We start from the raw sequence: 25,253 nt of genomic DNA, 5'->3' as shown, positions 1-25,253 counted from the left end.
TTTCGGCGCTCGGGTTCATTCGCATTCTGTTACGCCTGGACCCGCTTTTGGCCGCCAGGGACAGTTACAAGGTCCTACACAAAGGAAAGAATCGGCCTACGGCGGCAGCAGACCGCCGGCCGGCGTGTCCCCACGGAGAACAACAATGACCACCAGCCCCTTGCTCACCCTGTTCCTACCCATCGCCCTGGGCATCATCATGCTCGGCCTCGGCCTGTCGCTGACCCTGGCCGACTTCGCCCGCGTGGTGCGCTACCCGAAACCGGTACTGATCGGGCTGGTCTGCCAGATCCTCCTGCTGCCGCTGGCCTGCTTCCTGATCACCCTCGGCTTCGGCCTGGAAGCGGCGCTGGCGGTGGGCATGATGCTGCTGGCCGCGTCGCCCGGCGGCACCACGGCGAACCTCTATAGCCACCTGGCCCACGGCGACGTAGCGCTGAACATCACCCTGACCGCGGTGAATTCGGTGATCGCCATCCTCACCATGCCGCTGATCGTCAACCTGTCGCTGGCCTACTTCATGGATGCCGAGCAGGCCATCCCGCTGCAGTTCGGCAAAGTGGTGCAGGTGTTCGTCATCGTCCTCGGCCCGGTGGCCATCGGCATGCTGATCCGCCGCCTGCTGCCGGGCGTGGCGGCGGCGCTGTCCAAGCCGGTGAAGATACTCTCGGCGCTGCTGCTGGCGGTGATCATCGGCATCGCCGTGACCAAGGACTGGCAGACTTTCGTCACCTACGCCCCGGTGGTGGGCGCGGCGGCGCTGTGCTTCAACCTGGTCAGCCTGGCGGTGGGCTACTGGGCGCCGCGCCTGCTGAAGCTTTCGCGCCCGCAGTCGATCGCCATCGGCATGGAGATCGGCATCCACAACGGCACCCTGGCCATCGCCCTGGCGTTGAGCCCGTCGCTGCTGAACAACCAGACCATGGCGATCCCGGCGGCCATCTATGGCGTGCTGATGTTCTTCACCGCCGGCATCTTCGGCTGGTGGGTCAGTCGCGGCGTGAAGAGCGCGGCGGCGACCGAAGTCGCCGCCTGAGGGCTCAGGCGGCGCGGCGCCAGTTGAGGATCAACTGGGTCGCCAGCCCCGCCACCAGGCCCCAGAAGGCCGAGCCGACGGAGAACAGGGTCAGGCCCGAAGCGGTGACCAGGAAGGTGACCATGGCCGCCTCGCGCTGGCGGGCCTCGGCCATGGCATTGCTCAGGCCGTTGGTGATCGAACCGAGCAGGGCCAGGGCGGCGATGGACAGCACCAGGGCCTTGGGCAGGGCTGCGAAGAGTGCTGCCAGGGTGGCGCCGAAAATCCCTGCGATGCCGTAGAACAGCCCGCACCAGAGCGCTGCGGTGTAGCGCTTGTGCGGATTCTCGTGGGCCTCGGGGCCGGTGCAGATGGCCGCGCTGATCGCCGCCAGGTTGATCCCGTGGGAGCCGAAGGGCGCCAGCAGCAGCGAGGCGATGCCGGTGGTCGAGATCAGCGGCGAGGCCGGCACCTGGTAGCCGTCGGTGCGCAACACGGCCAGACCCGGCATGTTCTGCGAGGCCATGGCGACGATGAACAGCGGAATGCCGATGCTGATGGTGGCGGCCAGGGAGAAGCTCGGGCTGGTCCACACCGGCCTGGCCACTTCCAGCTGGAAATGGCTGAAGTTCAGCAGGCCAAGGAAGCCCGCCAGAGCTACGCCGACCAGCAGTGCGACGAACACCGCATAGCGTGGTGACAGGCGCTTGGCTAGCAGGTAGCTGAGGAACATCGCCACCACCAGCAACGTCTGCTGCTCGGCGGCGCGGCAGATCTCAATGCAGATGCGGAACAGTACGCCGGCCAGCAGCGCGGCCGCCAGCGAGCCGGGCACCTGGCGCATCAGGCGGTCGAAGCTGCCGGTGACGCCGCAGAAGGTGATGAGGCCGGCACAGACGATGTACGCGCCTATCGCCTCCGAATATGGCACGCCTGGCAGGCTGCTGATCAGCAGTGCGGCGCCCGGCGTCGACCAGGCGATGACGATGGGCGTGCGGTAGCGCAGGGTCAGGCCGATGGTGGTCAGGGCCATGCCGATGGACAGCGCCCAGATCCACGAGGAAATCTGCGCGCTGGTCAGCCCGGCGGCCTGGCCGGCCTGGAACATCAGCACCAGCGAACTCGTGTAGCCGGTGAGCATGGCGACGAAGCCGGCGACTATCGCGGCCGGGGAGGAGTCGGCGAGGGGGCGCGGGCGTGCGCTGGTCGAGTCGGTCATGCGTGAGCGCTTTCCAGGAGCAGGGGATAAAGGGAGGCCACCAGCAGCAGGGCCATGCCGAGATTGAACAGGCGGCGCCGGGCCGGTTGCTCGAGCCACTGCCGCAGCAGGCTGCCGAGCACCGCCCAGGCGCCGACGCTGGGCAGGTTGACCACGGCGAAGAGTACGGCGATCAGCAGCACGTTGCCGATGAAATTCTGCTCCGGGGTGTAGGTGGTGATGGCGCCGATGGCCATGATCCAGGCCTTGGGGTTGACCCACTGGAAGGCCGCCGCCTGCAGGAAGCTGAACGGCTTGCCGCGCTGGCCCTCGGTCTTTGGCGCGCCGGCGCGGGCGATGCACCAGGCCAGGTAGAGCAGGTAGGCCCCGCCCAGGTAGCGCAGAATCTGGTAGGTGACGGGCAGGGCGCGGAACAGTTGGTCCAGGCCCAGGCCGACGGCGACCACCAGCACCAGGAAGCCGAGGCTGATGCCAAGCATGTGCGGCAGGGTGCGGCGTACGCCGAAGTTCACCCCGGAGGCGAGCAGCATCATGTTGTTCGGTCCGGGCGTGATCGAGGTGACGAAGGCGAAGCCGAGGAAAGCGACGAGCAGATCGGCAGGCATGGCGGCGAGTGTCTTGTGGTTTTTCCGCAGCCTACTGCCAGCCCCGGACACTGTCGCGTAACAGCCAGCGGCGGATCGGGCCGTACAGTGGCAGTGGGTGGTCGACTGGCATAAGGTGGGGGATCGCTGTTGCGGAGTCCGCGCATGGACCACAACCCCTACGCCGCGCCCAAGGTCGAGCTGATCGAGACGCGCACGCCGAACGCCTTTCCCGGCGGCCGCTGGAGCCCCGGCAACCTGCGCCTGCTGGCCTGGCTGAGCCTGGCGTTGCTGCTCGCTCAGGGCGTGCTCTTCGCCCTGTCTTTCCTCGGCGGCCTGCAGCAGGGCGATCCGCTGGACCGCTACAGCCTCTGGCTGGGCGTGCTCTGCACCTTGCTTGGCTGCTTTCTCAGCTGGCGTGCCACACAGTTCCTCGTCGACCGCTTCGGCGCCCACGGCATGGCCTGGCCGCTGTGGCTGTCGATAGGCCTGGCGCTGGTCATCCAGGCTTACGCGGTGCTCTTCGACACGCAGCTCGACGGTACGCCGAATGCGGAGCTGGCGGGGTTCATGGCGATGTTTCTGCCCAGCGGCCTGGTCGGACTCTGGTATGGCGTGCGGGTCTTGAAGATCGGTCTGCCGTACCCTTCGGTGAAGGTACTGGGCTGGCTGGATGTGCTGTCTGGTGTGTGTATGGCCAGCATCCTGCTGTTCATCCCCGGCACGCTGCTTTCGGCCGTTGCGCTGCTGCCGTTGGCACTGATGTTCCTGCGCGGCGCGCGCGAACTGGCGACGGGCGCGGCTCAGGCTTCCTGAAGCGGCTGCGCCAGGGCCTGGTTGACCGCCAGCCAGCCATGCACCGCCTGCTCGCCGGCCTCGGCGAAGGCGCGTTGCAGCAGGTGCGCCTGTTCACTGCGCAGGGCCTTCTCAAGAGCTGCACCCTCTTCGGTGAGGCTGAGCAGGCGCTTGCGCTTGTCGCTCTCCGAGGCGTCGCTGCGGATCAGCTGCATTTCCTGCAGCTGGCGCAGGGGCAGGTTCAGCGCCTGCTTGCTCACGCCGAGGGTGGCCAGCAGCTCTTTCACGCTCAGCCCCGGCTGGCGCGCGATGAAAAACAGGATGCGGTGATGCACGCGACCGAGGCCGCGGCGGGCGAGAATCTCGTCCGGCTTCGCGGTGAAGGCCCGGTAGCTGAAGTAGAAGGCTTCCATGGCTTCCGACCAGGTGTCGGACGGCAGAAGGTCATGCATATTGACGTATCCGTGCGGGCGTCGTAGCTTCGGTCAACCAGTTTGACTCATTTGTTCCTGCCTTCGCTACCGGTGACCCCATGGCCTTCTCCGAACGCATTGCCCGCCTGAAAAGCTCCCTGATTCGTGAAATCCTTGCCGCGGCGCAGCGTCCGGAAGTGATGTCCTTCGCCGGCGGCCTGCCCGCGGAGCCGATGCTGCCCAAGGTCGACTGGGCCGAGATGCCGGCGAGCATGGGCCAGTACGGCATGAGCGAGGGCGAGCCGGCCCTGCGCGAGGCCATCGCCGCCGAAGCGCGCAAGCTTGGCGTGCCCTGCGATGCCAGCCAGGTGCTGATCGTCAGCGGTTCGCAACAGACCCTCGATCTCGCCAGCAAGCTGTTCATCGATCCGGGCACCGAAGTGCTGCTCGAGGCGCCGACCTACCTGGCCGCCCTGCAGGCATTCCAGCTGTTCGGCGCCAACTGCCTGACCGTGCCGCTGGGCGCCGAAGGTCCGGACGTCGCGGCCCTGCGCCAGTGCCTGGAAACCAGTAAGCCGGCCTTCGCTTACCTGATCCCGACCTTCCAGAATCCGTCCGGCGTGCGCTACACCGAAGCGCGCCGTGACGAAGTTGCCGCGGTTCTCGACGAGTTCGGCGTGACCCTGATCGAAGACGAACCCTACCGCGAGCTGGTGTTCGATGCCGGCGCCGCGACCCCGCTGGTCAGCCGTCTGAAGAAATCCAGCTGGATCTACACCGGCACCGTCTCCAAGACCCTGCTGCCGGGCCTGCGCGTGGGCTTCCTGATCGCCACTCCGGACCTGTTCCCGCACCTGCTGCGCCTGAAACAGTCGGCTGACCTGCACACCAACCGCATCGGCCAGTGGCAAGCGCTGCAATGGTTCGGCACCGAGGCCTACAGTGGCCACCTGGCCGAGCTGCGCGACTTCTACCGCATCCGCCGCGACGCCATGCAGGCCCAGCTGGAGGAGCATTTCGGCGACCTGGCCGAGTGGAACATTCCGCAGGGCGGCCTGTTCTTCTGGCTGACCCTGAAGAACAAGATCGACACCCGCAGCCTGCTGGACAAGGCGCTCAAGGAAAACGTCGCCTTCATGCCCGGCGAACCCTTCTTCACCGACCCGGATGCCAACCCCGGCCACCTGCGCCTGAACTTCAGCCACGTGGCGCCCGAGCGCCTGGGCGAAGGCCTGCGTCGTCTGGCGGCGGTGATCCGCGAAGCTCAAGCGGCCGCGTAGGCCCAAGGAGGCAGGATGTACAAGGTCTACGGCGACAAGCTTTCGGGCAACTGCTACAAGGTCAAGCTGGTCCTGCACCTGCTCGGCCTGCCGTACCAGTGGCAAGACATCGACATCCTGAATGGCGAGACCCAGACCGCCGAGTTCCTGGCCATGAACCCCAACGGCAAGGTGCCGGTGCTGCAACTGGAAGACGGCACCTGCCTGTGGGAGTCCAACGCCATCCTCAACTTCCTCGCCGACGGCAGCGACCTGCTGCCGAGCGAGCCGCGCCTGCGCACCCAGGTGCTGCAGTGGCAGTTCTTCGAGCAGTACAGCCATGAGCCCTACGTGGCGGTGGCGCGGTTCATCCAGTTCTACCTGGACATGCCCGAAGAGCGCCGTGCCGAGCACGCGAGCTGCCTGAAGCGCGGCTACAAGGCGCTGGACGTGATGGAGCAGCAACTGGCGCGCACGCCATACCTGGTTGGCGATAACTACTCCATCGCCGACATCACCCTCTACGCCTATACCCACGTGGCGGAGCAGGGCGGTTTCGACCTCTCCGGCTACCCGGCGATCAACGCCTGGATGCAGCGGGTCGCGGCCCATCCGCGGCACGTCGGCATGCTCGACTGAGTCGCCGCAGCACCACAAAAAGGGCCCGCCAATGTGCGGGCCTTTTGCTGTTCGGACGCTCTATGTCAGACGTTTCCTACAATGCATTGACCGGTATCATGGCTGCGATCCTGGCCATTTCTTACCCTGCCGCCCGTCTATCGAGCTGTAGCAGCGGGAGGTAAGGATGGCCTATCTGGCCTGGCAGGATGACCTGAACACCGGCATCCAGGTGATCGACAACCAGCACAAGCGCATCGTCGAGATGATCAACCAACTGCACGACGCCCAGGCGCAACGCCACGAGGGCAAGGTGGGGCAGGTCATCGAGGAACTGGTGGACTACACGCTGTCGCACTTCGCCTTCGAAGAAACCCTGCTGGAGGACGCCGGCTACGAATTCACCCGGGCCCACAAGAAGGTCCACGAGCTCTTCATCAAGCGCGTTTCCGAATACCGTCTGCGCTTCGCCGCCGGCGAAGACGTTGCTGACGAGCTCAAGCAACTGCTGGGACGCTGGCTGTTCAATCACATCCGCAACGACGACGCCAACTACGCCGATTCGGTCCGCGCGAACCTGCAGACGCTGACCCGCGACCAGGCGCGCGGCGGCTGGCTGTCGCGCTCGATGCAACGCTTCTTCGGCTGACCGCGACGGGCGAATCCACGGCGGCGATCTATGCTCTGTCCAGAACAATAAAAGGCCACCAAGGAGGTCGTGCATGAAACGCCTGGTCAGTGCGCTGTTGTTGCTCGCCACTATTCTGCTTCCCTTCGCCACCTCGGCCGCGACCGACGCCCCCGGCGATGCCGCCCAGGCACAGCGGGCTCGGCAACTGCTGGAAAAGGCCGTGGCCTATTTCCGCGAGCAGGGCGACAAGGCGTTCGCCGCCTTCAGTCGCCAGGGCGAGTTCGTCGATAACGAACTGTACGTCTACGTGCTCGACGAACATGGCGTGATGCTGGCCAGCGGCGGCCCCTCGGTGGTGCTGATCGGCCGTGACGTCTCGACCCTGCTCGACGGCGCGGTGCGCGACAGGTTCGTCAAGGCGCTACAGGCACCGGAGACCGGCAAGGTCGCGGAGGTCGAATACCGCTGGAAGAACGTTTCCGACGGCCGTGTCGAGCGCAAGCATGCCTATTACCAGCGCGTCGGCGACCGCTTCCTGGCCGTCGGTTATTACATTCCACGGGCCGACGCCAGCCGCGCACAGGCCATGCTGGACAAGACGGTGCAATCGGTTTCCAGCGCCCCTGACGCCACTTTCAAGCGCATCAATGCCCTTGATCCGGCCTTTATCGAAGACGATCTCTATGCCTTCGTGGTCGACATGGACACCAAGCGTTTCGTCGCCCATGGCTACAACTCGCGGATGATCGGCACCGATTTCTCCGGCCTCAAGGACTCGGCGGGCAATGCCGTCGGCCAGGCCATGCTGGCGCTGGCGCGCAGCAAGGGCGAAGGGCAATTCGACTACCAGTGGCGCAACCCGGTGACCAACAAGGTGGAAAACAAGCACGCGCTGATCAAGAAGTCCGGCAAGTACCTGGTGGCGGTGGGGTACTACACGGCGGGCAGCTAACTCCTGCAGGCACAAAAAAACCGGCCTTCGAGGCCGGTTTTTTCATTGCCGCGAGCGGGCTCAGCGAATCAGGCTGAGGAATTCGCTGCGGGTAGCAGCGTTCTCGCGGAACTCGCCGAGCATCACCGAGGTGACCATCGAGGAATTCTGCTTCTCGACGCCGCGCATCATCATGCACATGTGCTTGGCCTCGATGACCACTGCCACGCCCAGGGCGCCGGTGACCTGCTGTACGGCCTCGGCGATCTGCCGGGACATGTTTTCCTGGATCTGCAGGCGGCGGGCATACATGTCGACGATGCGGGCGACCTTGGACAGGCCCAGCACCTTGCCGTTGGGGATGTAGGCCACGTGGGCCTTGCCGATGAACGGCAGCAGGTGGTGTTCGCACAGCGAGTACAGCTCGATGTCCTTGACCAGCACCATTTCGCTGTTATCGGAGCTGAACAGCGCGCCGTTGACGATCTCTTCCAGCGTCTGCTGATAGCCACGGCAGAGGTACTGCATGGCCTTCGCGGCACGCTTGGGCGTGTCGACCAGACCTTCGCGGGTGACGTCCTCGCCGAGCTGGGTGAGGATCTGCGAGTAGTGTTGTTCCAGGGACATGATCTACCTGTGGGGACTCGATAAAGCGCAGAGGCGCAGGGTAGGGGGTGCTCGTCGTGCTGGCAAGGGCGCGGTGCGCCAGCGGGAGCGTCGGATTAGTCGTCGTCGCGGCCTTCGAGCATGGTGCGGCGCAGCATCACGTAGAGCGAGCCGGTGCCGCCATGGCGCGGCAGGCAGGACGTGAAGCCGAGCACTTGCGGATGCTGGCGCAGCCAGGTGTTGACGTGGCTCTTGAGCAGCGGCTTGCGACCGTCGGTCCGGGCTGCCTTGCCGTGGGTCACGCGTACGCAGCGAACCTCCAGGCGGGTGGCTTCTGCCAGGAAGTCCCAGAGCAGCTCGCGGGCCTTCTCGATGTTCATGCCATGCAGGTCGAGGCTGCCCTCGAAGCTGATCTGGCCGGCCTTGAGCTTGCGCAGCTGGCCTTCCTGCACGCCGTCGCGGGCCCAGGACAGCTCGTCCTCGGCGCCGACGTCGATGACGAACTGGTCGGACAGGCCGTCGACGCGGATGCTTTCCACCTTCACGCTGGCGCTCTGCCGGCGCAGGTTCATCTGCTGGCGATCGGCCTTGGGTTTGCCGGTGTCGGCCTGGTCCACCGAGATGCGTTTCACGCCGCGCATCTCTTGGGTGAACAGGGAAAAATCGTCGTCTTGCATGGAGCCTCCGCGAAGAGCCGGCAAGTGTAACGGATCACGCCCGGCTTGCGGAAATCGCCTTCAGTCGCGCTTCTTCATCAGGCGCGGCGAAAGGCTCAGGCCGTCGCTGCGCCTGGCTCGCGCACGTGCCACACGCCATAGCCGGACGCCCAGCCAGAGGGCGAAGAGGCCGATCGCCAGGAGGATGCCGCCGGCCATGGGCTCGATGTGCAGCAGTTCGGTGGCCGGTTGCCGGCGCAGCAGCGCGGCGCCGCCGGCCAGGGTGCCGAGGATCCCGCAGGTGGCGATCAGAGCGGCGATGGCCGCGACGAAGCGCCAGCGCCAGCGCCCCGGTCGCTTCGGGCGCAGGCGGCGTGGATCAAAACTGTCGGACTTCTTCATCCCGGCTCCTCATCGGCTGAACGAGGCTATGACCGGTATCGGCGGGAAGGGGTTCCACCCCTGCCTGGGATGCTGGGGCCGTCCGTCCGGCGTATGCACATATGCATGCGTGCATACAACCTAAGCATAGGCGCCGCGGCGTGCCTCCGCGGCGGGACGGACGGTGCTCAGATCAGGGCCTGAGCCTGGGCCACCACAGCGGCGAAGTTGTCGCCCAGGGCAGCCATTTCTGCATGGTGCAGCGCTCGCGCGGAGAGCACGCCGCCATCCGGGGTGGGGATGTCGCGCGTGGCGCAGGCGGCGTCGACCAGCGTGCAGCGGTAGCCATAGTCCTTGGCCGCACGCACCGTGGTGCTGATGCTGGAGTGGGTCATGAAACCGCAGACGAGGATGTCCAGCCGGCCGTTGGCCTGCAGGCGGTCGTGCAGCTCGGTGCCGAAGAATGCGTTGGGCATGCGCTTCTCGACCACCACCTCGCCGGGCAGCGGCGCCAGTTCAGGCAGCCACTGGCCGCGCGGGCCTTGCGGGTCGAGTACGCCACCGCGCACGCCGAGGTGGCGCACATGGACGATCGGCGTGCCTTGGGCGCGAGCGGCTTCCAGCAACATGCGGATCTCGGCCACCGCGGCATCGAGGTCGGGGAGGGCCAGGACGCCACTGCGGTACTCTTCCTGGGCGTCGATGATCAGCAGCGTGCTCTGGCGGAGGTTGGCGGGCGGATAGCCGCGTCCGCTGATCTTCAGCATGCTGAGCGGTTGGGACATGACGAACTCCTGATAATGCGTATGCCATCATTGTGGTCTGTTCCGCGGGCTCTGTGAATCTTTGCTAATCCCGCGCAAAGTGGTATTTGGCGCGGTCGCCGAACCCCGTCCCGTTGTCCGTCGCCTTCGGCTAGAATGCCGGCCCTTTTTGCCTTTCCAGCCGCGAGGAGTGCGCCGTGACCGAATCCCGATTGCTGACCCTGCGTGACCACATCCGCTGGGCGGTCAGCCGTTTCCATGCCGAGGGCCTGTACTTCGGCCACGGCACTGACAACGCCTGGGACGACGCGCGCCAACTGGTGCTCGGCGCCCTGCACCTGCCCTGGGAAATCGCCGACTCCTACCTCGACTGCCGCCTGGAGGACGACGAGCGCTTCCATCTGCGCGAGCTGCTGCGCCGGCGCATCGAGGAGCGCGTGCCCACCGCATACCTGCTCGGCGAAGCCTGGTTCTGCGACCTGCCGTTCGTGGTCGACGAGCGCGTGCTGATCCCGCGCTCGCCCATCGCCGAGCTCATCCAGCGCAAGTTCGAACCCTGGCTGGCGGCCGACCCGGCGCGGATCCTCGACCTCTGCACCGGTTCGGGCTGCATCGGCATCGCCTGCGCCTACGCCTTCCCAGAGGCCGAGGTGGTGCTGGCCGACCTGTCGTTCGATGCCCTGGAAGTGGCCAATATCAACATCGAGCGCCATGAACTCGGCGAGCGCGTCTATGGCGTCCAGGGCGACGGCTTCGATGGCCTGCCCGGTCAGCGTTTCGACCTGATCGTCTCCAACCCGCCCTATGTCGACGCCGAAGACTTCTCCGACATGCCCGAGGAGTACCAGCACGAGCCGGAGCTCGGCCTGGCCTGCGGCGACGACGGCCTGGACCTGGTGCGGCGCATGCTCGCCGAGGCGGCCGACCACCTGACCGAGAAGGGCAGCCTGATCGTCGAGGTGGGCAACAGCCAGGTGCACGTCGAGGCGCTGTATCCGGAAGTCGACTTCACCTGGCTCGACTTCGAGTACGGCGGCCACGGCGTCTTCCTGCTCTCCGCCGCGCAATGCCGCGAGCACCAGGCGCTGTTCCAGTCGCGGGTGAAATGACGCTGTACGGGCTGCCGACTGCTGGGCTCCCGCGTTCGCGGGAGTGACGGGGTCAGGATTTGTGCTTTCCTTCGTCTTCCCCGCGAACGCGGGGATCCAGAAAGCGGGAACTATGCAGGAGCGAGCTTGCTCGCAAATTTCTCCGCTCGGGACTGTTCGCGAGCAAGCTCGCTCCTACGAAAAGTCGGTCAGTGCGTCGCCATCCAGATCAGCAGCCCGGCCTGGAACACCGCGAACACGGTCAGGCAGGCGATGACGAAGCGCAGGCTGGTGTCGTCGCGGCGGAAGGTGTCGATGCGCTGCTCCAGGCGGCGGATCTCGTTTTCCTGGGTGGCGAGGTTCTGGTCGGCCTGCTCGAGCATGGTCGCCGCATCGAGCAGCGGCAGGATCTGCAGCTTTTCCTTGTGCCAGTCGTCGTACAGCTCGCTGACCCGACCGGCCGAATAGCGCGCCTTCAGCAGACGTGAATCTTCGTATTCGACATCGAAGCCCTGCGCCCGCAGGAAATGGTCGCGGCGCAGGCGGGTGTCCTCGTTTGGTGCGTCCTTGGCCGTCAGGCTGCCGCCCTCGACCTTGTAGTGCGCCCATTTCTGCCGCGCCCAGGCGATGCCCTGGGCCAGCAGGAAGCGCCCCAGGCCGCGGTTGATCGGTTCGATGGCGAAGCCGCTGTCGGCGCCGAAGCGCACTTCCTTGTTGCGATGGTCGGCCCAGACCTCGAACAGGTTCTGTTCCTTGCGCAGGGCCTGACCGGGCAGCTGGATGCTCAGGCGCAGCAGGCTCTGCTCGGGACTGTGGCGTTCGACGCGGCCGAGCTGGACGAAGCGCAGCGGCCGCGCACCGGTCGCGCGGTCGGTGGGCAGCGGCGCCAGTCGCAGCAGGCGGTACTGCTCAGGCGCGAGCTCTGCCCACGGATGCGCCTTCCGGGGTTCCTCGGCGGGAGCGGTTTCGGTTTGCGGTGCGGCGTCGGTCATCGGTCGTCCTCGGGCCTGGCTGCTGGCCAGGGAGTGTTCGGCAACTGCGGGAAATGCCGTTGGTAACGGCTTTCATACAGTGGCCTAGCGATTATCGACGCCCGGGGGGATTTCTTGAGACACCCGTGTCAGCTGGTGCCCGGATTCTGCCCGTTTTGCGACGTTGTCCGACGAATGAACCCGGCCAGGCTTTCGACCAGTTCCCTAGCCAGCGGCAGTTGCGGGTTGTTGTAGGACGCTAGTTGCTGCGCGGGATCGGCGGCGACTATGCGCAACACGTGGTTCATCCCGCCGATCAACCGTAACTCGGCGTCGGGTTTGGCCCACTGTAGCCGCTGTGCATCGGCGACCTCGACCTGGATGTCGTGGGTGCCCTGCAGGATCAGGGTCGGCTGGCGCACCTGGGCCAGGGCCTGGGCCGGGTCGTAGCGGAACAGCGAGATCAGGTAGGGCTGCACGCTTGGGCGGAACAGTGCCTGCAAGAACTTGGGCACCAGCGGTTGCTGATGGCCGGCACGCAACTGGTCGAGCAGGCTGTCGGCCTGGGCCAGCAAGGGCGGTGGCAGGCGTACGGAGAGCTGGTCGCGCAGGACCTGGTCGATGGGCCGGCCGCTGCCGGCGATCAGCACCAGTGCCGAAGCCTTGGTGTGCGGCGCGGCCAGGCTCGCGATCAGCGCGCCTTCGCTGTGGCCGACCAGCACCTGCGGGCCGAAGCGCGGATCGCTGGCCAGTTGCTTGCTCCAGGCCGCCACGTCGTTGGCGTAGCGTTCCACGCTCAACTGCTCCTCGTGGGGGGCAGCCGGCCGGCTCTGCGCGATGCCGCGCTTGTCGTAGCGCACGCTGGCGATGCCCTGGGCCGCCAGGGCTTCCGCCAGGCGCTGCAAATAGGCGTTGCGCCCGCCCTCGGGGTTGTTGCCATCGCGGTCGGTGGGGCCGGAGCCTGCAATCAGCAGCGCCACGGGCGGCGGAGTGGCTTCTTGCGGCAGCAGCAGGGTGCCGCGCAGCACGCCGTGGCCGGTGTCGAGATCGTAGGGGCGTTGCAGGATGGGATTGGGCGAGGCCTGGGCGACGCAGGCGAACAGGCAGCAGAGCAGGGCGGTGAGACGCAGCATGGAAAGCTTCATGGACGGCATGATAGCGCTTTGACGGCGGAAACCTCGGAAGGTTCGCAGGCCGCGGCGGGGCGGGTATACTGCTCGGCCTTTTCGATCACCCAAGTCTTCCGCGGAGCCTCGCATGTCCGGCAACACCTACGGCAAGCTGTTCACCGTCACCACCGCTGGCGAAAGCCACGGCCCGGCGCTGGTCGCCATCGTCGACGGCTGCCCGCCGGGGCTGGAGCTCTCCACCGAGGACCTGCAGCGCGACCTCGACCGGCGCAAGCCCGGCACCAGCCGGCACACCACCCAGCGCCAGGAAGCCGACGAGGTGGAAATCCTCTCCGGCGTGTTCGAGGGCAAGACCACCGGCACCCCGATCGGCCTGCTGATCCGCAACACCGACCAGAAGTCCAAGGACTACTCGGCGATCAAGGACCTGTTCCGCCCGGCCCACGCCGATTACACCTACCACCATAAATACGGTGTGCGTGACTACCGTGGCGGCGGCCGCAGCTCGGCTCGCGAAACCGCCATGCGCGTGGCCGCCGGCGCCATTGCCAAGAAGTTCCTGGCGACCCTGGGCATCACCGTGCGTGGCTACATGAGCCAGCTCGGCCCGATCGAGATTCCCTTCAAGACCTGGGACAGCGTCGAAGAAAACGCCTTCTTCAGCCCCGATCCGGACAAGGTGCCGGAGCTGGAGGCGTACATGGACCAGCTGCGCCGTGACCAGGATTCGGTCGGCGCGAAGATCACAGTGGTCGCCGACGGCGTGCCGCCGGGCCTGGGCGAGCCGATCTTCGACCGCCTGGATGCCGAGCTGGCCCACGCGCTGATGAGCATCAACGCGGTCAAGGGTGTGGAGATCGGCGCCGGCTTCGCCAGCGTCGCCCAGCGTGGCACCGAGCACCGCGACGAGCTGACCCCGGAAGGCTTCCTGTCGAACAACGCCGGCGGCATCCTCGGCGGTATCTCCAGCGGCCAGCCGATCATCGCCAACCTGGCGCTGAAGCCGACTTCGAGCATCACCACCCCGGGCCGCTCCATCGACGTCAACGGCAACCCGGTGGACGTGGTCACCAAGGGCCGCCACGACCCGTGCGTGGGCATCCGCGCCACCCCCATCGCCGAGGCGATGATGGCGCTGGTGCTGATGGATCACCTGCTGCGTCAGCGCGCGCAAAACGCCGATGTGCGCGTCGATACGCCGGTGCTGCCGCAGCTTTAAGCCTTCGCCCGCAGGGTGGGTCAGGCGCGCCGTAACCCACCCTGCGCCAGTATCGATTGCAGCCGATGCCCGCAGCCTTGCCTTACTGGCGCCTGTCCAGCTTCTACTTCTTCTATTTCTGCCTGCTCGGCGGAACCGCGCCCTTCCTCGCCCTGTATTTCTCGCACCTGGGGTTCTCCAGCGCGCGCATCGGCGAGCTGGTGGCCATTCCCATGCTGATGCGCTGCGTGGCGCCAAACCTCTGGGGCTGGCTGGGCGACCGTTCCGGCAAGCGCCTGCAAATCGTGCGTTTCGGTGCGCTGTGCACCGCGGTCTGCTTCGCCGGCATCTTCCTCGGCCACAGTTACACCTGGCTGGCGCTGGTGATGGCTGGGCACGCTTTCTTCTGGCATGCGGTGCTGCCGCAGTTCGAGGTCATCACCCTGGCGCACCTGGGTGAGCGTACCGCCAGCTACAGCCGTATCCGCCTATGGGGCTCGATCGGCTTCATCTGCACCGTAGTCGGCCTGGGCTGGCTGTTCGATAAGGTCAGCCTGGACGCCTATCCCTGGGCGTTGCTGGTCATCATGCTCGGCATCATCGGTGCCAGCTGGTGGGTACCCAACGCGCAGCCGACGTGGCACCACGAGCATGCGACGGCCGGCGGCTTCCTCGCCCAGCTGCGCCAGCCCGGTGTGGTTGCCTTCTACCTCTGCGTCTGCCTGATGCAGCTGTCCCACGGGCCCTACTACACCTTCATCACCATCCACCTGGAGAAGCTCGGCTACAGCCGCGGGCTGATCGGCGGGTTGTGGGCCCTGGGCGTGGTCGCCGAGGTGGTGCTGTTCCTGGTCATGCCTCGCCTGCTGGCGCGCTTCAGCCTGCGCCAGGTGCTGGCCGCCAGCTTCCTGCTCGCCGCGCTGCGCTGGCTGCTGCTCGGCAATCTCGCCCAGCACCTGGGTGTGCTGTTGTTCGCCCAGTTGCTGCACGCGGCCACTTTCGGCAGCTTCCATGCCGCGGCCATTCATTTCGTCCAGCGCACTTTCCAGGCGCGCCAGCAGGGGCAGGGGCAGGCGCTTTACGCCGCTTTGGCCGGCACTGGCGGGGCCCTGGGCGCGCTTTACTCCGGCTACAGCTGGGCTAGCCTGGGTCCGGCCTGGACCTTCGCCATCGCCAGCCTCGCGGCCCTCGCCGCAGCCGCTATCATCGCTACCCGTTTGAAGGAGGAGCGGACATGAGCGCCACTCGTGAACACCTGACCCGGCAGATCATCGACGCCGGGCGTTTCCTGTATGGCCGTGGCTGGTCGCCGGCCACCAGCAGCAACTATTCCGCGCGCCTGGCCGCCGACCGCGCGCTGCTCACCGTTTCGGGCAAGCACAAGGGCCAACTGGGCGTCGACGACGTGCTGGAAACCGATCTGGCCGGCAACAGCCTGGAGCCGGGCAAGAAACCCTCCGCTGAGACCCTGCTGCACACCCAGCTCTATGCCTGGCGCCCGGAGATCGGCGCGGTGCTGCACACCCATTCGGTGAATGCCACCGTGCTCTCGCGCCTGACCCCCGGTGATCGCCTTGAGCTTGAGGACTACGAGCTGCAGAAGGCCTTCGCCGGCGTCACCACCCACGAGGGCCGGGTGACGGTGCCGATCTTCGACAATGACCAGGACATCACCCGCCTGGCCAGCAAGGTGCAACCCTGGCTGGACGCCCACCCGGACTGCCCCGGCTACCTGATCCGCGGGCACGGCCTGTACACTTGGGGGCCGCGCATGGAAGACGCCCTGCGCCAGGTGGAAGCTTTCGAGTTCCTTTTCGAGTGCGAGCTGAAAGTGCTGAGCCTGCGCGGCTGAAATCCGGCAGTACCCCGAGGAAAGAGACCATGAGCAGCCTGACCGTCTACCACGAATCCGCTCCCGAACAGCCGCTGAAGCTGCTCTGCCACGCCGAGGACATCGCCGCCACCCTGGCCGAGGTCGGCGTGCGTTTCGAGCGCTGGCAGGCCAGTGCGCCCATCGCGCCCGGCGCGAGCCAGGACGAGGTGCTCGCCGCCTACGCGCCGCAGATCCAGCGCCTGAAGGACGAGCAAGGTTACGTCACGGTCGATGTGGTCAGCCTGACCGCCGACCACCCGCAGAAGGACGAGCTGCGCGCCAAGTTCCTCGACGAACACCGCCATGGCGAAGACGAAGTGCGCTTCTTCGTCGCCGGTCGCGGCCTGTTCACCCTGCACATCGAGGATCACGTCTACGCGGTGCTCTGCGAGAAGAATGACCTGATCTCGGTGCCAGCCGGCACCCGCCACTGGTTCGACATGGGCGAGCGCCCGCACTTCGTGGCCATCCGCCTGTTCAACAACCCCGAGGGCTGGGTCGCCAAGTTCACCGGCGACGAAATCGCCAGGCGCTTCCCGCAGCTGGAAGACTGAGCCGTTGACTGGGCCCCCGCGTTCGCGGGGGTGACGCAACAGATTCGCCGGCGATGACCCGCCCCGTCATTCCCGCGAACGCGGGAACCCAATGAATGCGGGATCCCGCCTAACCACGGAATACCCCCGCCATGCCGATCAAAACCATCCTCACCGACATCGAAGGCACCACCAGCGCAGTGAGCTTCGTCTTCGACGTGCTCTTTCCTTATGCCGCCGCGCACCTGCCGGACTTCGTTCGTGAACATGCAGGCGAGGCCGCAGTCGCCGCGCAGCTGGACGCCGTGCGCGCTGAAAGCGGCGAGGCGGGCGCCGACGTCGAGCGCTGCATCGCCATTCTCCTGCAGTGGATCGCCGAGGACCGTAAGGCCACGCCGCTCAAGGCGCTGCAAGGGCAGGTCTGGGAGCAGGGCTACCGCGCCGGCCAGCTCAAGGGCCACGTCTATCCCGATGCGGTGGAAGCGCTGCAGCGCTGGAAGGCCGAGGGCTACGAGCTGTACGTCTATTCCTCCGGCTCGATCCAGGCGCAGAAGCTGATCTTCGGCTGCTCCGAGGCGGGCGACCTGACGCCGCTGTTCTCCGGCTACTTCGACACCACCAGCGGGCCCAAGCGCGAGGCCGCGTCCTACGCGCGCATCGTCCAGGCCATCGGCGTGCCGGCCGAGCAAGTGCTGTTCCTCTCCGACGTGGTCCAGGAGCTGGACGCCGCGCAACAGGCCGGCTTGCAGACCATCGGCCTGGCCCGCGAGGGCGGCGAGCTGGAAGGCCATGAAACTGTGGCCAGCTTCGCGGTGATCGACCCCGCCCGCGTCTGACCCGGGCGCTGGCTATGCTGGAAGGCAATCCCTTCCGGCAGGAGCGACGTCATGATGGGTGCAACCTTGCATGGCCTGATAAGCCTGGCCATCCTCGCCCTCGACATCTGGGCGATCATCAACGTGCTGAAAAGCTCGGTCGAGACCGGCATCAAGATTATCTGGGTGCTGGTGATCCTGTTGCTGCCGCTGCTCGGCCTGCTGATCTGGGCGATCACCGGGCCGCGCGGCAACGTGCGGATCTGAGTTCCGCGCAGCGCAATGGCTTGCGGGGCAGGACCCGGCGATGGAGACTCGCTCCATGCATTACTGCCTGATCGACACACAACTCGGCTGGTTCGGGCTCGCCTGGAGCCCGCAGGGCATCGCGCGTGCCTATCTGCCGGGCGACTCCGAACACAGCCTGCGCCAGCGCTTCGACAAGCTCGGTAGCGAGACGGCCGACTGGCCGGCGTTCATCGACGAGGCGCGCCAACTGATCCTCGGTTATGCGCGGGGCGAGGCGGTGTCCTTCGAGCACTTGCCGCTGGACCTGTCGGCGGTGAGCGACTTCCACCGCCGCGTCTACGCCGACATTCTCCTGCTGCAGCGCGGTGAGACCACCACCTACGGCGAGATCGCCCGGCGCCTGGGCGATGTCGGCCTGTCCCGGGCGGTGGGGCAGGCGATGGGCTCCAACCCGATCCCGCTGATCATTCCTTGCCATCGCGTGCTTGCCAGCGGCGGCAAGACCGGCGGCTTCTCGGCGCCGGGCGGGAGCGATTCCAAGCTGCGCATGCTGGCGCTGGAAGGCGTCGAAGACCCGCGCGCTGCGCAGGCTTCATTCGATTTCTAGCCCTCGATGGCGCCCTCCAGGCGCAGCAGCAATGCCTTGCGCGGCAGGCCGCCGGCGTAGCCGGTGAGGCTGCCGTCGCTGCCGATCACCCGGTGGCAGGGCACGATGATGCTGATGGGGTTGGCGCCATTGGCCGCGCCTACCGCGCGGATCGCCTTGGGCCGTCCGATGCGCCGGGCCAGCTCGGCGTAGACGGTGGTGTAGCCGTAGGGAATCTCCAGCAGTGCCTGCCAGACCTGGCGCTGGAATTCGGTGCCCCCGGTATTCAAGCGCACGTCGAAGCGCTGGCGCTTACCGGCGAAGTACTCGTCGAGCTGGCGCGCCACGTCGTCCAGCAGCGGGCTGCCTTCCTGCCATTCCGGCAGCGGGTAGTGCCGGGTTTCCAGGTCCATGTAGAGCATGCGCAGGCCCGCTTCGTCGCCGGCGAGCAGCAGTCGCCCGGTGGGGCTGTCGTGATAGCGGTAGTACATGGTCATCCTCCGATGCGGCTGCCTTGCGAGTAGGCCTGCCACAGGTAGACCGCCGCGTAGGCGCGCCACGGCCGCCAGTTTTCCGCGCGCTTCTGCAGTGCGCGTGCGGTTATGCCGCCTTCGCCCCATACCGGCGACTTGAGCAGGCCGAGATCGGCGGCGGGGAAGGCGTCGGCTTCGCCGAAGGCGCGCAGGGCGACGTATTCGGCGGTCCAGGGGCCTATCCCGGGGAGTTCGCAGAGGCGCACCACCAGGGTTTCGGCGCCATCCTCGACATGCAGCTCCAGGGCGCCTTCTGCCACCGCAGCGGCGAAGTGCTGCAGAGTGGCGACGCGCTTGCCGGGCATGCCGATGCCGTCCAGGTTCGCCTCGGCGATGGCCCGTGGCGTCGGGAACAGCCGTTGCGGGCCGTCGGTTACAGCGTTTTCCAAGGGCTCGCCGAGACGTTGCACCAGGCGACCGACGATGGTCACGGCGGCTTTTACCGTGACCTGCTGGCCGACGATGGCGCGCACGGCCTGCTCGAACGGATCGAAGGCGCAGGGCAGGCGCAGCCCCGGCCAGGCCTCGAGCAGCGGTTGCAGCAGCGGATCGGCTCTCAGGTGGGCGGCGACGCCGTGCGGGTCGCTGTCCAGGTCGAACATCTTGCGCACCTTGGCTTCCAGCGGCTCGGCGTCAGCTTCACCGTCCAGGTGCAGTTCCAGGCGCAGGGCTGGCTGGTCGGCCAGCGGGCGGATGTCCATCCAGCCGCTGCGGCCATCCAGGCGCAGACTTCGTCGGTAGTGGGCGTCGCCCAGGCACTCGACGCCGACCAGGCGGCGCAGGGCGAAATGGCCATGGAACTGCTGCCAGTCGAACGGCGGCTGGTAGGGCAGGTGGAAGACGAGGGGAGGGGATTGGCGGTTCATGGCGCTGACCATAACCCGCCACCGATGCGCTGTCGTCCCGCAGTCGACTTTCAAATTCCGCAGGTTCGACCTGTCATGCCCCGCACAGTAGAATGCGCGCCTTTCATGGCCGGCCTGCGGCCCGCTTCATCCACCCCTCATCGGGAGCCCGCCCCATGCGCGAATACTTGGAAACCCTCTACGAAAGCTACGGCCAGCGTTTCAGCGTCGACCAGCTGCTGCACGAGGTGCGCACCGAGCACCAGCACCTGGTGATCTTCGAGAACGCCCGCATGGGCCGGGTGATGGCGCTGGACGGTGTGATCCAGACCACCGAGGCTGACGAGTTCATCTACCACGAGATGCTCACCCACGTGCCGATCCTCGCCCACGGCGCGGCCAAGCGCGTGCTGATCATCGGCGGCGGCGACGGCGGCATGCTGCGCGAAGTGAGCAAGCACGCCAGCGTCGAGCACATCACCATGGTCGAGATCGACGGCACCGTGGTCGACATGTGCAAGGAATTCCTGCCGCGCCACTCCAACGGCGCCTTCGACGATGCGCGCCTGAACCTGGTGATCGACGACGGCATGCGTTTCGTCGCCACCACGCAGGACAAGTTCGACGTGATCATCTCCGACTCCACCGACCCGATCGGCCCGGGCGAGGTGCTGTTCTCGGAGAATTTCTACCAGGCCTGCCACCGCTGCCTGAATCCGGGCGGCGTGCTGGTGACCCAGAACGGCACTCCGTTCATGCAGCTGGACACCGTGCGCAACACCGCCGGGCGGATGAACGGCCTGTTCGCCGACTGGCACTTCTACCAGGCGGCCGTGCCGACCTACATCGGCGGCAGCATGACCTTTGCCTGGGGCTCGACTAACCCGGCGCTGCGTCGCGTGCCGCTGGAAACCCTACGCCAGCGCTTCGCCGCCAGCGGCATCGCCACCCGCTACTACAACCCGGAGATTCACCTGGGCGCCTTCGCCCTGCCGCAGTACGTGCTGCAGGCCATCGGCAAGCCGGGCAACGACTGACCGTCAGCCCCCGCCGGGCGGGGGCATGACTCTTTTTTCACCGGCATGGGGCATAATCCGCCGTCTGCTGCGGTGCGTATCATCCGGATACGAATGGCGCCGCGCATTTAAGGTTTGCCTAAGCCTGGGCCGCGTAGAATTCGCCGCCGGCTTTGCGCGTCCCGACCGGAGGCCGGCATTTCTGCGCTGCGCATGCAGCCTCGCACCTCGCCCGCTGACGGGCGGCACACGCTCGACATCGAACGTTCAAGTACACGGAACCTGACCATGGGCCAATCGGAAGTCCTGAATACCCGCCAGCGCGCCGGCAACCTGGCACGCGCGACCGTATCCAGCCACCTGGGATTCATCCTGCTCAGCACCCTCGCGCTGATGCTGATGTTCTCCCTGCTGCGCCTGGCGCTGCTCATCTATAACCGCGAGCTGATCGGCAGCACCCCGGCGAGCACCTTCTTCGAGGCGTTCTTCAACGGCATGCGCTTCGACATCCGCGCCGTGGTCTTCGCACTGGTCCCGCTGGTGTTCGCCCTGCTCAGCGCCAGCGCCATGCGCTGGCGCACCCTGTGGCGCATCTGGCTGACCTGCTTCGCCAGCCTGACGCTGTTCCTGGGCGTGCTCGAGCTGGACTTCTACCGCGAGTTCCACCAGCGCCTGAACAGCCTGGTGTTCCAGTACATGTCGGAAGACCCGAAGACCGTGATCAGCATGGTCTGGTACGGCTACCCGGTGGTCCGCTACCTGCTGGCCTGGGCCTTCGCCACCTGGCTGCTGTACCTGGTGTTCAAGGGCATCGACCGCGCCACCCGGCCCAGCGCCATCGGTGCGCCCATGGCCGTCTGGTACCTGCGCGTCCCGGTCCTGCTGCTGGTCGTCGCGATCTGCGTGCTGGCCTCGCGCGGCACCCTGCGCCAGGGCCCGCCGCTGCGCTGGGGTGATGCCTTCACCACTGACTCCATGTTCGCCAACCAGCTCGGCCTGAACGGTTCGCTCACCCTGCTCAAGGCCTTCGAAAGCCGCGTGGGAGACGAACGCGATCGCATCTGGAAGCCGACCATGCCGGACGACCAGGCGCGCGACACCGTGCGCAAGATGCTGGTGCTGCCCGACGAGCAACTGGTGGATACCGACAAGGCCGCCGTACGCCGCGACTACACCCCGCCTGCCAGCGGCACGCTGCCGGTGAAGAACGTGGTGGTGATCCTCATGGAGAGCTTCGCCGGCCACTACGTCGGCGCGCTGGGCGCCAAGGGCGACATCACGCCGAACTTCGACAAACTGTCCAAGGAAGGCCTGCTGTTCACCCGCTTCTTCTCCAACGGCACCCACACCCACCAGGGGATGTTCGCCACCATGGCCTGCTTCCCCAACCTGCCGGGCTTCGAGTACCTGATGCAGACGCCCGAGGGCGGCCACAAGTTCTCCGGCCTGCCGCAGCTGCTCAGCGCCCGCCAGTTCAACGACGTCTACGTCTACAACGGTGATTTCGCCTGGGACAACCAGTCCGGCTTCTTCGCCAACCAGGGCATGACCACCTTCATCGGCCGCAACGACTTCGTGAACCCGGTGTTCTCCGACCCGACCTGGGGCGTGTCCGACCAGGACATGTTCTCCCGCGGCAACGAGGAGCTGGACAAGCTGGCCGGCGAGGGCAAGCCGTTCTATGCGCTGCTGCAGACCCTGTCCAACCACGTGCCCTACGCGCTGCCGAAGGACCTGCCGGTGCAACCGGTGAAGGGCTACGGCTCGCTGGACGACCACCTGACCGCGATGCGCTATTCCGACTGGGCGCTGGGCCAGTTCTTCGAGAAGGCCAAGAAGTCGCCTTACTACAAGGACACCCTCTTCGTAGTGGTCGGTGACCACGGCTTCGGTTCGCCCGAGCAGCTGACCGAGATGGACCTGTTCCGCTTCAACGTGCCCTTCCTGATCATCGCCCCGGGCATCCAGGAGAAGTTCGGCGCCACCCGCGACACCGTCGGCACCCAGATCGACATCGTGCCGACCATCATGGGCCGCCTGGGCGGCGAGACCCGCCAGCAGTGCTGGGGCCGCGACCTGCTCAACCTGCCGGCCGGCGACCAGGGCTTCGGCGTGATCAAGCCGTCCGGCAACGAGCCGGTGGTGGCCATCCTCAACGGCGGCCGCATCCTGATCAAACCCAAGGAAGGCGACATCCGCGTCTACGACTACCAGGTCGGCGCCAACCCGCAGATCAAGCGGGTGGACGACGCGCCGGACCGTCCGGAGCTGCTGCACCGTCTGGATTCGTTCATCCAGACGGCGACCAAGAGCCTGCTGGACAACACCGGTGGTGTAGTGGACAGCAAACCGGCCAAGAAATGACCGGTCTGCGTCGCTGAAAAGGGGCCCTTGCGGCCCCTTTTTCATTCTGCCCGGTGCGGCGTTTCGAGCACGCGCCTTGCGGCGTCATGCCACGCGGCAATTGCCGGTTCGTGGTTATAAATTAAGACCATAAAGGTATAAGCGGTTATAAGAAAAGCCGCTATGCTGCGCGCCGGTTCATCTAGGCCGTGTTCGGCCCTCAGGAAGTGATGATGGAAGTGGGTGTATTGGGTTTCGTGGTCGCAGGCCTGGTGGTTGGCTTCATCGTCGGCATGACCGGCGTGGGCGGCGGCTCGCTGATGACCCCCATCCTGCTCTGGTTCGGCATCAACCCCGCCGCGGCGGTGGGTACCGACCTGCTGTATGCCGCCATCACCAAATCCGGCGGCGTGCTGGTGCATGGCCGGCAGAAGAACATCGACTGGCGCATCACCGGCTGGCTGACCCTGGGCAGCGTCCCGGCGGCAGCGTTGACCCTGCTATTCCTGCACAGCCTCGGCTCGAACCTCGATGCGCTCAATGCGCTGATCAAGCACGCGCTGGGCTTCGTCCTGCTGCTCACCGCGCTGGCCGTGCTGTTCAAGCAGAAACTGCTGGCCTTCGCCCACCGTCACGCGGGCGATCACTACCATCTCAAGGGCGGTAGCCTGAACAGCCTGACCGTGCTGACCGGCGTAGCGCTCGGCAGCATGGTTGCGCTGACCTCCATCGGCGCCGGCGCCCTGGGCACCGTGGCGCTGTTCGTGCTCTATCCGTTCCTCGCCACCCGTCGCCTGGTGGGCACCGAGATCGCCCACGCGGTCCCGCTGACCCTGGTCGCCGGCCTCGGCCACGCGAGCATGGGCAACATGGACTGGCACCTGCTCGGCTACCTGCTTTGCGGTTCGCTGCCGGGTATCTACCTGGGCAGCCATCTCTCCGGCCGCATCCCAGATGGTGTGTTGCGTCCGTGCCTTGCGGTGATGCTGTTCAGCATCGGCTACAAGCTGGTGTTCTGATTCCTGCCGAGTGATCCGTTCCTGCACCCCGTAGGAGCGGATCTCATCCGCGAAGTCCCTGCGCGGTGCCTCCCTTTAGGAGCGGATTCATCCGCGATTCTTTCGCGGACAAGGGCTAGGCGCCCCCGTCGCTCCTACACGTATCCATTCCTCCGTCCTCTGTCCTTCCTCCATTTCCCGCCACTCCCGTCTTCCCCGCGAACGCGGGGATCTAGAGATTTTGGTTTGGGCGTAGCGCGCCGCTTCGGCGTGCGCGGAAGTTTCTGTGGAAGTCCAAAAGCCGCCTGGGGCGGCTTTGGTAGGGCGAATAACCCCGAAGGGGTTATCCGCCGCTTTCGTGCAGGGCTATGCCTGGGCTTGACCTGTAGGAGCGGACCTTGTCCGCGAATCGCGGGCATGGCCCGCTCCTACGGGGCGTGGCGTCAGAACTGCTTCGTCGCCCGCGCCACCACGGTGGCCGTGCAGGTGTCCTTGAAGCCCTGCCAGTTGTAGCACTCGTTCTGCGAGAGGTCGGTGTCGATGTAGCTCAGCGACCAGTCGATGTCGGCGAAGTCGCGGTCCAGGCGCGCTTCCCATTCCTGGTAGGTGTGGCGGGTGTCGCCGTTGCCGGAGACGTACAGCGGGTCCTTGGCGTCGTTGCGGCCCAGGCGCAGCTTGGCGCGGAATTCGGCGGGAAGGTCGAAGCCGTAGCCGACGTAGCTGTAGAGGTTGCTCTGGTTGCGCCCGAAGTAGGTCGGCATGTCGTCGGAGTAGTACGCCGCCACTTCGAAGCCATAGGCATTCAGGACGGCGTAGACCTCGCTCTGGTCGAACTGGGATTCCTTCGGATAGCGGTACTGGATGTAGCCCAGGTCCAGGCCGACTTCCTCGGTGGCCTGCCAGTACCAGCCGGCGTAGTAATCCAGTTCCTGGTGGGTCTTCAGGCCGTAGCCGAAGTCGACGTTGGAGCTCCACACGCCCAGGTACAGGCCGCTGCTGTGCTGCAGCGTGGCGCCGGCCTGGATCGCGGGGTCGCCCTGGGTCTGCGAGATGCCGCGGCTGCGGTAGTCGCTGGCCAGGGTGGTTTCGATCTGGACTGAAAGGTCCGGGGTGAGTTCGACGGCGCGGGAGCTGGCCAAAGGCGTGCCGAGGAGCAGCGCGCCGAAGATCAGAGCGTTGTGTTTCATGGACTTACCCGTTGTT

Annotated in this window: 29 protein-coding genes; 17 read left to right on the top strand and 12 right to left on the bottom strand. The window is 66.3% G+C overall.

Annotated elements, in window-relative coordinates; all coding sequences use genetic code 11:
• The first annotated feature begins 145 nt into the window (after nucleotides 1–145).
• On the top strand, nucleotides 146–1,036 hold the full coding sequence (locus tag ACA097_RS03595) for a bile acid:sodium symporter family protein (RefSeq protein ID WP_371368561.1): 891 nt from the start codon (nucleotides 146–148) through the stop codon (nucleotides 1,034–1,036).
• Between the two features lie 4 nt (nucleotides 1,037–1,040).
• Here ACA097_RS03595 and ACA097_RS03590 read toward each other — a convergent pair whose 3' ends face one another.
• Together ACA097_RS03590 and ACA097_RS03585 are read right to left on the bottom strand one after the other, a co-directional pair.
• Nucleotides 1,041–2,234, bottom strand: coding sequence for a benzoate/H(+) symporter BenE family transporter (locus ACA097_RS03590; protein WP_160286442.1), 1,194 nt, complete (start codon nucleotides 2,232–2,234; stop codon nucleotides 1,041–1,043).
• Nucleotides 2,231–2,839 carry a LysE family translocator gene (locus tag ACA097_RS03585; protein WP_043251014.1) on the bottom strand — a complete coding sequence of 203 codons (609 nt, stop codon included), beginning with the start codon at nucleotides 2,837–2,839 and terminating at the stop codon, nucleotides 2,231–2,233. Before ACA097_RS03585 ends, ACA097_RS03590 begins: the two co-directional genes overlap by 4 nt.
• A 144-nt stretch (nucleotides 2,840–2,983) precedes the next feature.
• Here ACA097_RS03585 and ACA097_RS03580 point away from each other — a divergent pair, with 144 nt between their 5' ends.
• Nucleotides 2,984–3,634 carry a hypothetical protein gene (locus ACA097_RS03580; protein WP_371368559.1) on the top strand — a complete coding sequence of 217 codons (651 nt, stop codon included), beginning with the start codon at nucleotides 2,984–2,986 and terminating at the stop codon, nucleotides 3,632–3,634.
• Here ACA097_RS03580 and ACA097_RS03575 read toward each other — a convergent pair.
• The gene (locus ACA097_RS03575) at nucleotides 3,622–4,065 is read right to left on the bottom strand and encodes a MarR family transcriptional regulator (protein WP_043251018.1); all 444 of its coding nucleotides are present in this window, start codon (nucleotides 4,063–4,065) and stop codon (nucleotides 3,622–3,624) included. The genes ACA097_RS03580 and ACA097_RS03575 overlap by 13 nt on opposite strands.
• Before the next feature lie 80 nt (nucleotides 4,066–4,145).
• On the opposite strand from ACA097_RS03575, the gene ACA097_RS03570 reads away from it, so the two are divergent.
• The 4 genes from ACA097_RS03570 to ACA097_RS03555 all read left to right on the top strand — a co-directional run bounded on the left by ACA097_RS03570 (nucleotide 4,146) and on the right by ACA097_RS03555 (nucleotide 7,486).
• Entirely contained in the window at nucleotides 4,146–5,306 is a 1,161-nt protein-coding gene (locus ACA097_RS03570; RefSeq protein ID WP_371368556.1) for a PLP-dependent aminotransferase family protein, read from the top strand.
• 15 nt (nucleotides 5,307–5,321) lie between these two features.
• Nucleotides 5,322–5,924, top strand: coding sequence for a glutathione S-transferase family protein (locus tag ACA097_RS03565; protein ID WP_371368553.1), 603 nt, complete (start codon nucleotides 5,322–5,324; stop codon nucleotides 5,922–5,924).
• A gap of 166 nt (nucleotides 5,925–6,090) precedes the next feature.
• Nucleotides 6,091–6,552, top strand: coding sequence for a bacteriohemerythrin (locus ACA097_RS03560; RefSeq protein ID WP_160286447.1), 462 nt, complete (start codon nucleotides 6,091–6,093; stop codon nucleotides 6,550–6,552).
• 73 nt (nucleotides 6,553–6,625) lie between these two features.
• On the top strand, nucleotides 6,626–7,486 hold the full coding sequence (locus ACA097_RS03555; protein WP_371368550.1) for a cache domain-containing protein: 861 nt from the start codon (nucleotides 6,626–6,628) through the stop codon (nucleotides 7,484–7,486).
• 60 nt (nucleotides 7,487–7,546) lie between these two features.
• Here ACA097_RS03555 and folE read toward each other — a convergent pair whose 3' ends face one another.
• The 4 genes from folE to ACA097_RS03535 all read right to left on the bottom strand — a co-directional run bounded on the left by folE (nucleotide 7,547) and on the right by ACA097_RS03535 (nucleotide 9,893).
• A complete protein-coding gene (gene folE, locus ACA097_RS03550; protein ID WP_043251028.1) occupies nucleotides 7,547–8,092 on the bottom strand; it encodes a GTP cyclohydrolase I FolE in 546 nt (181 codons plus the stop codon).
• 95 nt (nucleotides 8,093–8,187) lie between these two features.
• Nucleotides 8,188–8,748, bottom strand: coding sequence for a Smr/MutS family protein (locus tag ACA097_RS03545; RefSeq protein WP_371368547.1), 561 nt, complete (start codon nucleotides 8,746–8,748; stop codon nucleotides 8,188–8,190).
• A gap of 60 nt (nucleotides 8,749–8,808) precedes the next feature.
• Nucleotides 8,809–9,129 (bottom strand): hypothetical protein, encoded by a 321-nt coding sequence (locus ACA097_RS03540; protein ID WP_043251033.1) that lies wholly within the window; start codon nucleotides 9,127–9,129, stop codon nucleotides 8,809–8,811.
• Nucleotides 9,130–9,296: 167 nt separating this feature from the next.
• Nucleotides 9,297–9,893, bottom strand: a complete 597-nt coding sequence (locus ACA097_RS03535; RefSeq protein ID WP_043251035.1) for a cysteine hydrolase family protein — start codon at nucleotides 9,891–9,893, stop codon at nucleotides 9,297–9,299.
• Nucleotides 9,894–10,069: 176 nt separating this feature from the next.
• On the opposite strand from ACA097_RS03535, the gene prmB reads away from it, so the two are divergent.
• Nucleotides 10,070–10,981 carry a 50S ribosomal protein L3 N(5)-glutamine methyltransferase gene (gene prmB, locus ACA097_RS03530; RefSeq protein ID WP_043251037.1) on the top strand — a complete coding sequence of 304 codons (912 nt, stop codon included), beginning with the start codon at nucleotides 10,070–10,072 and terminating at the stop codon, nucleotides 10,979–10,981.
• Between the two features lie 188 nt (nucleotides 10,982–11,169).
• Here the strand turns inward: prmB and ACA097_RS03525 are convergent, their stop codons facing one another.
• Entirely contained in the window at nucleotides 11,170–11,952 is a 783-nt protein-coding gene (locus ACA097_RS03525) for a hypothetical protein (protein WP_371368544.1), read from the bottom strand.
• Nucleotides 11,953–12,080: 128 nt separating this feature from the next.
• Nucleotides 12,081–13,076 carry an alpha/beta hydrolase gene (locus ACA097_RS03520; protein WP_371370471.1) on the bottom strand — a complete coding sequence of 332 codons (996 nt, stop codon included), beginning with the start codon at nucleotides 13,074–13,076 and terminating at the stop codon, nucleotides 12,081–12,083.
• A 112-nt stretch (nucleotides 13,077–13,188) separates the two neighbouring features.
• Between ACA097_RS03520 and aroC the strand changes: the two genes are divergently transcribed.
• The 7 genes from aroC to ACA097_RS03485 all read left to right on the top strand — a co-directional run bounded on the left by aroC (nucleotide 13,189) and on the right by ACA097_RS03485 (nucleotide 18,336).
• Nucleotides 13,189–14,280 (top strand): chorismate synthase, encoded by a 1,092-nt coding sequence (gene aroC, locus ACA097_RS03515; protein WP_043251039.1) that lies wholly within the window; start codon nucleotides 13,189–13,191, stop codon nucleotides 14,278–14,280.
• A gap of 65 nt (nucleotides 14,281–14,345) precedes the next feature.
• Nucleotides 14,346–15,497, top strand: coding sequence for an MFS transporter (locus ACA097_RS03510; protein WP_043251041.1), 1,152 nt, complete (start codon nucleotides 14,346–14,348; stop codon nucleotides 15,495–15,497).
• A complete protein-coding gene (locus tag ACA097_RS03505; RefSeq protein ID WP_371368542.1) occupies nucleotides 15,494–16,111 on the top strand; it encodes a methylthioribulose 1-phosphate dehydratase in 618 nt (205 codons plus the stop codon). The genes ACA097_RS03510 and ACA097_RS03505 overlap by 4 nt, the downstream gene beginning before the upstream one ends.
• Nucleotides 16,112–16,140: 29 nt before the next feature.
• Nucleotides 16,141–16,686 (top strand): acireductone dioxygenase, encoded by a 546-nt coding sequence (locus tag ACA097_RS03500; protein ID WP_371368540.1) that lies wholly within the window; start codon nucleotides 16,141–16,143, stop codon nucleotides 16,684–16,686.
• 131 nt (nucleotides 16,687–16,817) lie between these two features.
• Nucleotides 16,818–17,501 (top strand): acireductone synthase, encoded by a 684-nt coding sequence (gene mtnC / locus ACA097_RS03495; RefSeq protein ID WP_371368538.1) that lies wholly within the window; start codon nucleotides 16,818–16,820, stop codon nucleotides 17,499–17,501.
• A 54-nt stretch (nucleotides 17,502–17,555) separates the two neighbouring features.
• Nucleotides 17,556–17,747 (top strand): PLDc N-terminal domain-containing protein, encoded by a 192-nt coding sequence (locus tag ACA097_RS03490; RefSeq protein WP_160288900.1) that lies wholly within the window; start codon nucleotides 17,556–17,558, stop codon nucleotides 17,745–17,747.
• A gap of 55 nt (nucleotides 17,748–17,802) precedes the next feature.
• Nucleotides 17,803–18,336, top strand: a complete 534-nt coding sequence (locus tag ACA097_RS03485; RefSeq protein ID WP_371368536.1) for a methylated-DNA--[protein]-cysteine S-methyltransferase — start codon at nucleotides 17,803–17,805, stop codon at nucleotides 18,334–18,336.
• Here ACA097_RS03485 and ACA097_RS03480 read toward each other — a convergent pair.
• A complete protein-coding gene (locus ACA097_RS03480; protein WP_160286455.1) occupies nucleotides 18,333–18,806 on the bottom strand; it encodes a methylated-DNA--[protein]-cysteine S-methyltransferase in 474 nt (157 codons plus the stop codon). The two genes, ACA097_RS03485 and ACA097_RS03480, sit on opposite strands and share 4 nt — an antisense overlap.
• Nucleotides 18,807–18,808: 2 nt before the next feature.
• Nucleotides 18,809–19,714, bottom strand: coding sequence for a DNA-3-methyladenine glycosylase (locus ACA097_RS03475; protein ID WP_371368534.1), 906 nt, complete (start codon nucleotides 19,712–19,714; stop codon nucleotides 18,809–18,811).
• A 155-nt stretch (nucleotides 19,715–19,869) separates the two neighbouring features.
• Between ACA097_RS03475 and speE the strand changes: the two genes are divergently transcribed.
• From speE to ACA097_RS03460, 3 genes are all read left to right on the top strand, one after another.
• Nucleotides 19,870–20,730, top strand: a complete 861-nt coding sequence (gene speE / locus ACA097_RS03470) for a polyamine aminopropyltransferase (RefSeq protein WP_371368532.1) — start codon at nucleotides 19,870–19,872, stop codon at nucleotides 20,728–20,730.
• A gap of 267 nt (nucleotides 20,731–20,997) precedes the next feature.
• Nucleotides 20,998–23,073 carry an LTA synthase family protein gene (locus ACA097_RS03465; protein WP_371368530.1) on the top strand — a complete coding sequence of 692 codons (2,076 nt, stop codon included), beginning with the start codon at nucleotides 20,998–21,000 and terminating at the stop codon, nucleotides 23,071–23,073.
• Nucleotides 23,074–23,285: 212 nt separating this feature from the next.
• Nucleotides 23,286–24,071 (top strand): sulfite exporter TauE/SafE family protein, encoded by a 786-nt coding sequence (locus ACA097_RS03460; protein ID WP_160286459.1) that lies wholly within the window; start codon nucleotides 23,286–23,288, stop codon nucleotides 24,069–24,071.
• 422 nt (nucleotides 24,072–24,493) lie between these two features.
• Here the strand turns inward: ACA097_RS03460 and ACA097_RS03455 are convergent, their stop codons facing one another.
• On the bottom strand, nucleotides 24,494–25,237 hold the full coding sequence (locus ACA097_RS03455) for a TorF family putative porin (RefSeq protein WP_371368528.1): 744 nt from the start codon (nucleotides 25,235–25,237) through the stop codon (nucleotides 24,494–24,496).
• Between the last annotated feature and the right edge of the window lie 16 nt (nucleotides 25,238–25,253).

Source organism: Pseudomonas sp. QL9, from assembly GCF_041409665.1.
Classification (GTDB): domain Bacteria; phylum Pseudomonadota; class Gammaproteobacteria; order Pseudomonadales; family Pseudomonadaceae; genus Pseudomonas; species Pseudomonas knackmussii.
Note: the sequence above shows the minus strand (reverse complement) of the source record. Positions and strands in the feature narration are given on the sequence as shown.

Excerpts from the sequence above, each read along its gene's own strand:
- ACA097_RS03460 (WP_160286459.1), top strand. The coding sequence starts at position 23,286 with ATGGAAGTGGGTGTATTGGGTTTCGTGGTCGCAGGCCTGGTGGTTGGC.
- ACA097_RS03585 (WP_043251014.1), bottom strand. The coding sequence starts at position 2,839 with ATGCCTGCCGATCTGCTCGTCGCTTTCCTCGGCTTCGCCTTCGTCACC.
- ACA097_RS03465 (WP_371368530.1), top strand. The coding sequence starts at position 20,998 with ATGGGCCAATCGGAAGTCCTGAATACCCGCCAGCGCGCCGGCAACCTG.
- ACA097_RS03455 (WP_371368528.1), bottom strand. The coding sequence starts at position 25,237 with ATGAAACACAACGCTCTGATCTTCGGCGCGCTGCTCCTCGGCACGCCT.
- ACA097_RS03490 (WP_160288900.1), top strand. The coding sequence starts at position 17,556 with ATGGGTGCAACCTTGCATGGCCTGATAAGCCTGGCCATCCTCGCCCTC.
- ACA097_RS03485 (WP_371368536.1), top strand. The coding sequence starts at position 17,803 with ATGCATTACTGCCTGATCGACACACAACTCGGCTGGTTCGGGCTCGCC.
- ACA097_RS03500 (WP_371368540.1), top strand. The coding sequence starts at position 16,141 with ATGAGCAGCCTGACCGTCTACCACGAATCCGCTCCCGAACAGCCGCTG.
- ACA097_RS03475 (WP_371368534.1), bottom strand. The coding sequence starts at position 19,714 with ATGAACCGCCAATCCCCTCCCCTCGTCTTCCACCTGCCCTACCAGCCG.
- ACA097_RS03590 (WP_160286442.1), bottom strand. The coding sequence starts at position 2,234 with ATGACCGACTCGACCAGCGCACGCCCGCGCCCCCTCGCCGACTCCTCC.
- ACA097_RS03540 (WP_043251033.1), bottom strand. The coding sequence starts at position 9,129 with ATGAAGAAGTCCGACAGTTTTGATCCACGCCGCCTGCGCCCGAAGCGA.
- ACA097_RS03545 (WP_371368547.1), bottom strand. The coding sequence starts at position 8,748 with ATGCAAGACGACGATTTTTCCCTGTTCACCCAAGAGATGCGCGGCGTG.
- mtnC (WP_371368538.1), top strand. The coding sequence starts at position 16,818 with ATGCCGATCAAAACCATCCTCACCGACATCGAAGGCACCACCAGCGCA.
- ACA097_RS03510 (WP_043251041.1), top strand. The coding sequence starts at position 14,346 with ATGCCCGCAGCCTTGCCTTACTGGCGCCTGTCCAGCTTCTACTTCTTC.
- ACA097_RS03520 (WP_371370471.1), bottom strand. The coding sequence starts at position 13,076 with ATGAAGCTTTCCATGCTGCGTCTCACCGCCCTGCTCTGCTGCCTGTTC.
- ACA097_RS03570 (WP_371368556.1), top strand. The coding sequence starts at position 4,146 with ATGGCCTTCTCCGAACGCATTGCCCGCCTGAAAAGCTCCCTGATTCGT.
- ACA097_RS03555 (WP_371368550.1), top strand. The coding sequence starts at position 6,626 with ATGAAACGCCTGGTCAGTGCGCTGTTGTTGCTCGCCACTATTCTGCTT.
- ACA097_RS03505 (WP_371368542.1), top strand. The coding sequence starts at position 15,494 with ATGAGCGCCACTCGTGAACACCTGACCCGGCAGATCATCGACGCCGGG.
- speE (WP_371368532.1), top strand. The coding sequence starts at position 19,870 with ATGCGCGAATACTTGGAAACCCTCTACGAAAGCTACGGCCAGCGTTTC.
- folE (WP_043251028.1), bottom strand. The coding sequence starts at position 8,092 with ATGTCCCTGGAACAACACTACTCGCAGATCCTCACCCAGCTCGGCGAG.
- ACA097_RS03525 (WP_371368544.1), bottom strand. The coding sequence starts at position 11,952 with ATGACCGACGCCGCACCGCAAACCGAAACCGCTCCCGCCGAGGAACCC.
- aroC (WP_043251039.1), top strand. The coding sequence starts at position 13,189 with ATGTCCGGCAACACCTACGGCAAGCTGTTCACCGTCACCACCGCTGGC.
- ACA097_RS03595 (WP_371368561.1), top strand. The coding sequence starts at position 146 with ATGACCACCAGCCCCTTGCTCACCCTGTTCCTACCCATCGCCCTGGGC.
- ACA097_RS03580 (WP_371368559.1), top strand. The coding sequence starts at position 2,984 with ATGGACCACAACCCCTACGCCGCGCCCAAGGTCGAGCTGATCGAGACG.
- ACA097_RS03575 (WP_043251018.1), bottom strand. The coding sequence starts at position 4,065 with ATGCATGACCTTCTGCCGTCCGACACCTGGTCGGAAGCCATGGAAGCC.
- ACA097_RS03565 (WP_371368553.1), top strand. The coding sequence starts at position 5,322 with ATGTACAAGGTCTACGGCGACAAGCTTTCGGGCAACTGCTACAAGGTC.
- ACA097_RS03560 (WP_160286447.1), top strand. The coding sequence starts at position 6,091 with ATGGCCTATCTGGCCTGGCAGGATGACCTGAACACCGGCATCCAGGTG.
- ACA097_RS03535 (WP_043251035.1), bottom strand. The coding sequence starts at position 9,893 with ATGTCCCAACCGCTCAGCATGCTGAAGATCAGCGGACGCGGCTATCCG.
- ACA097_RS03480 (WP_160286455.1), bottom strand. The coding sequence starts at position 18,806 with ATGTACTACCGCTATCACGACAGCCCCACCGGGCGACTGCTGCTCGCC.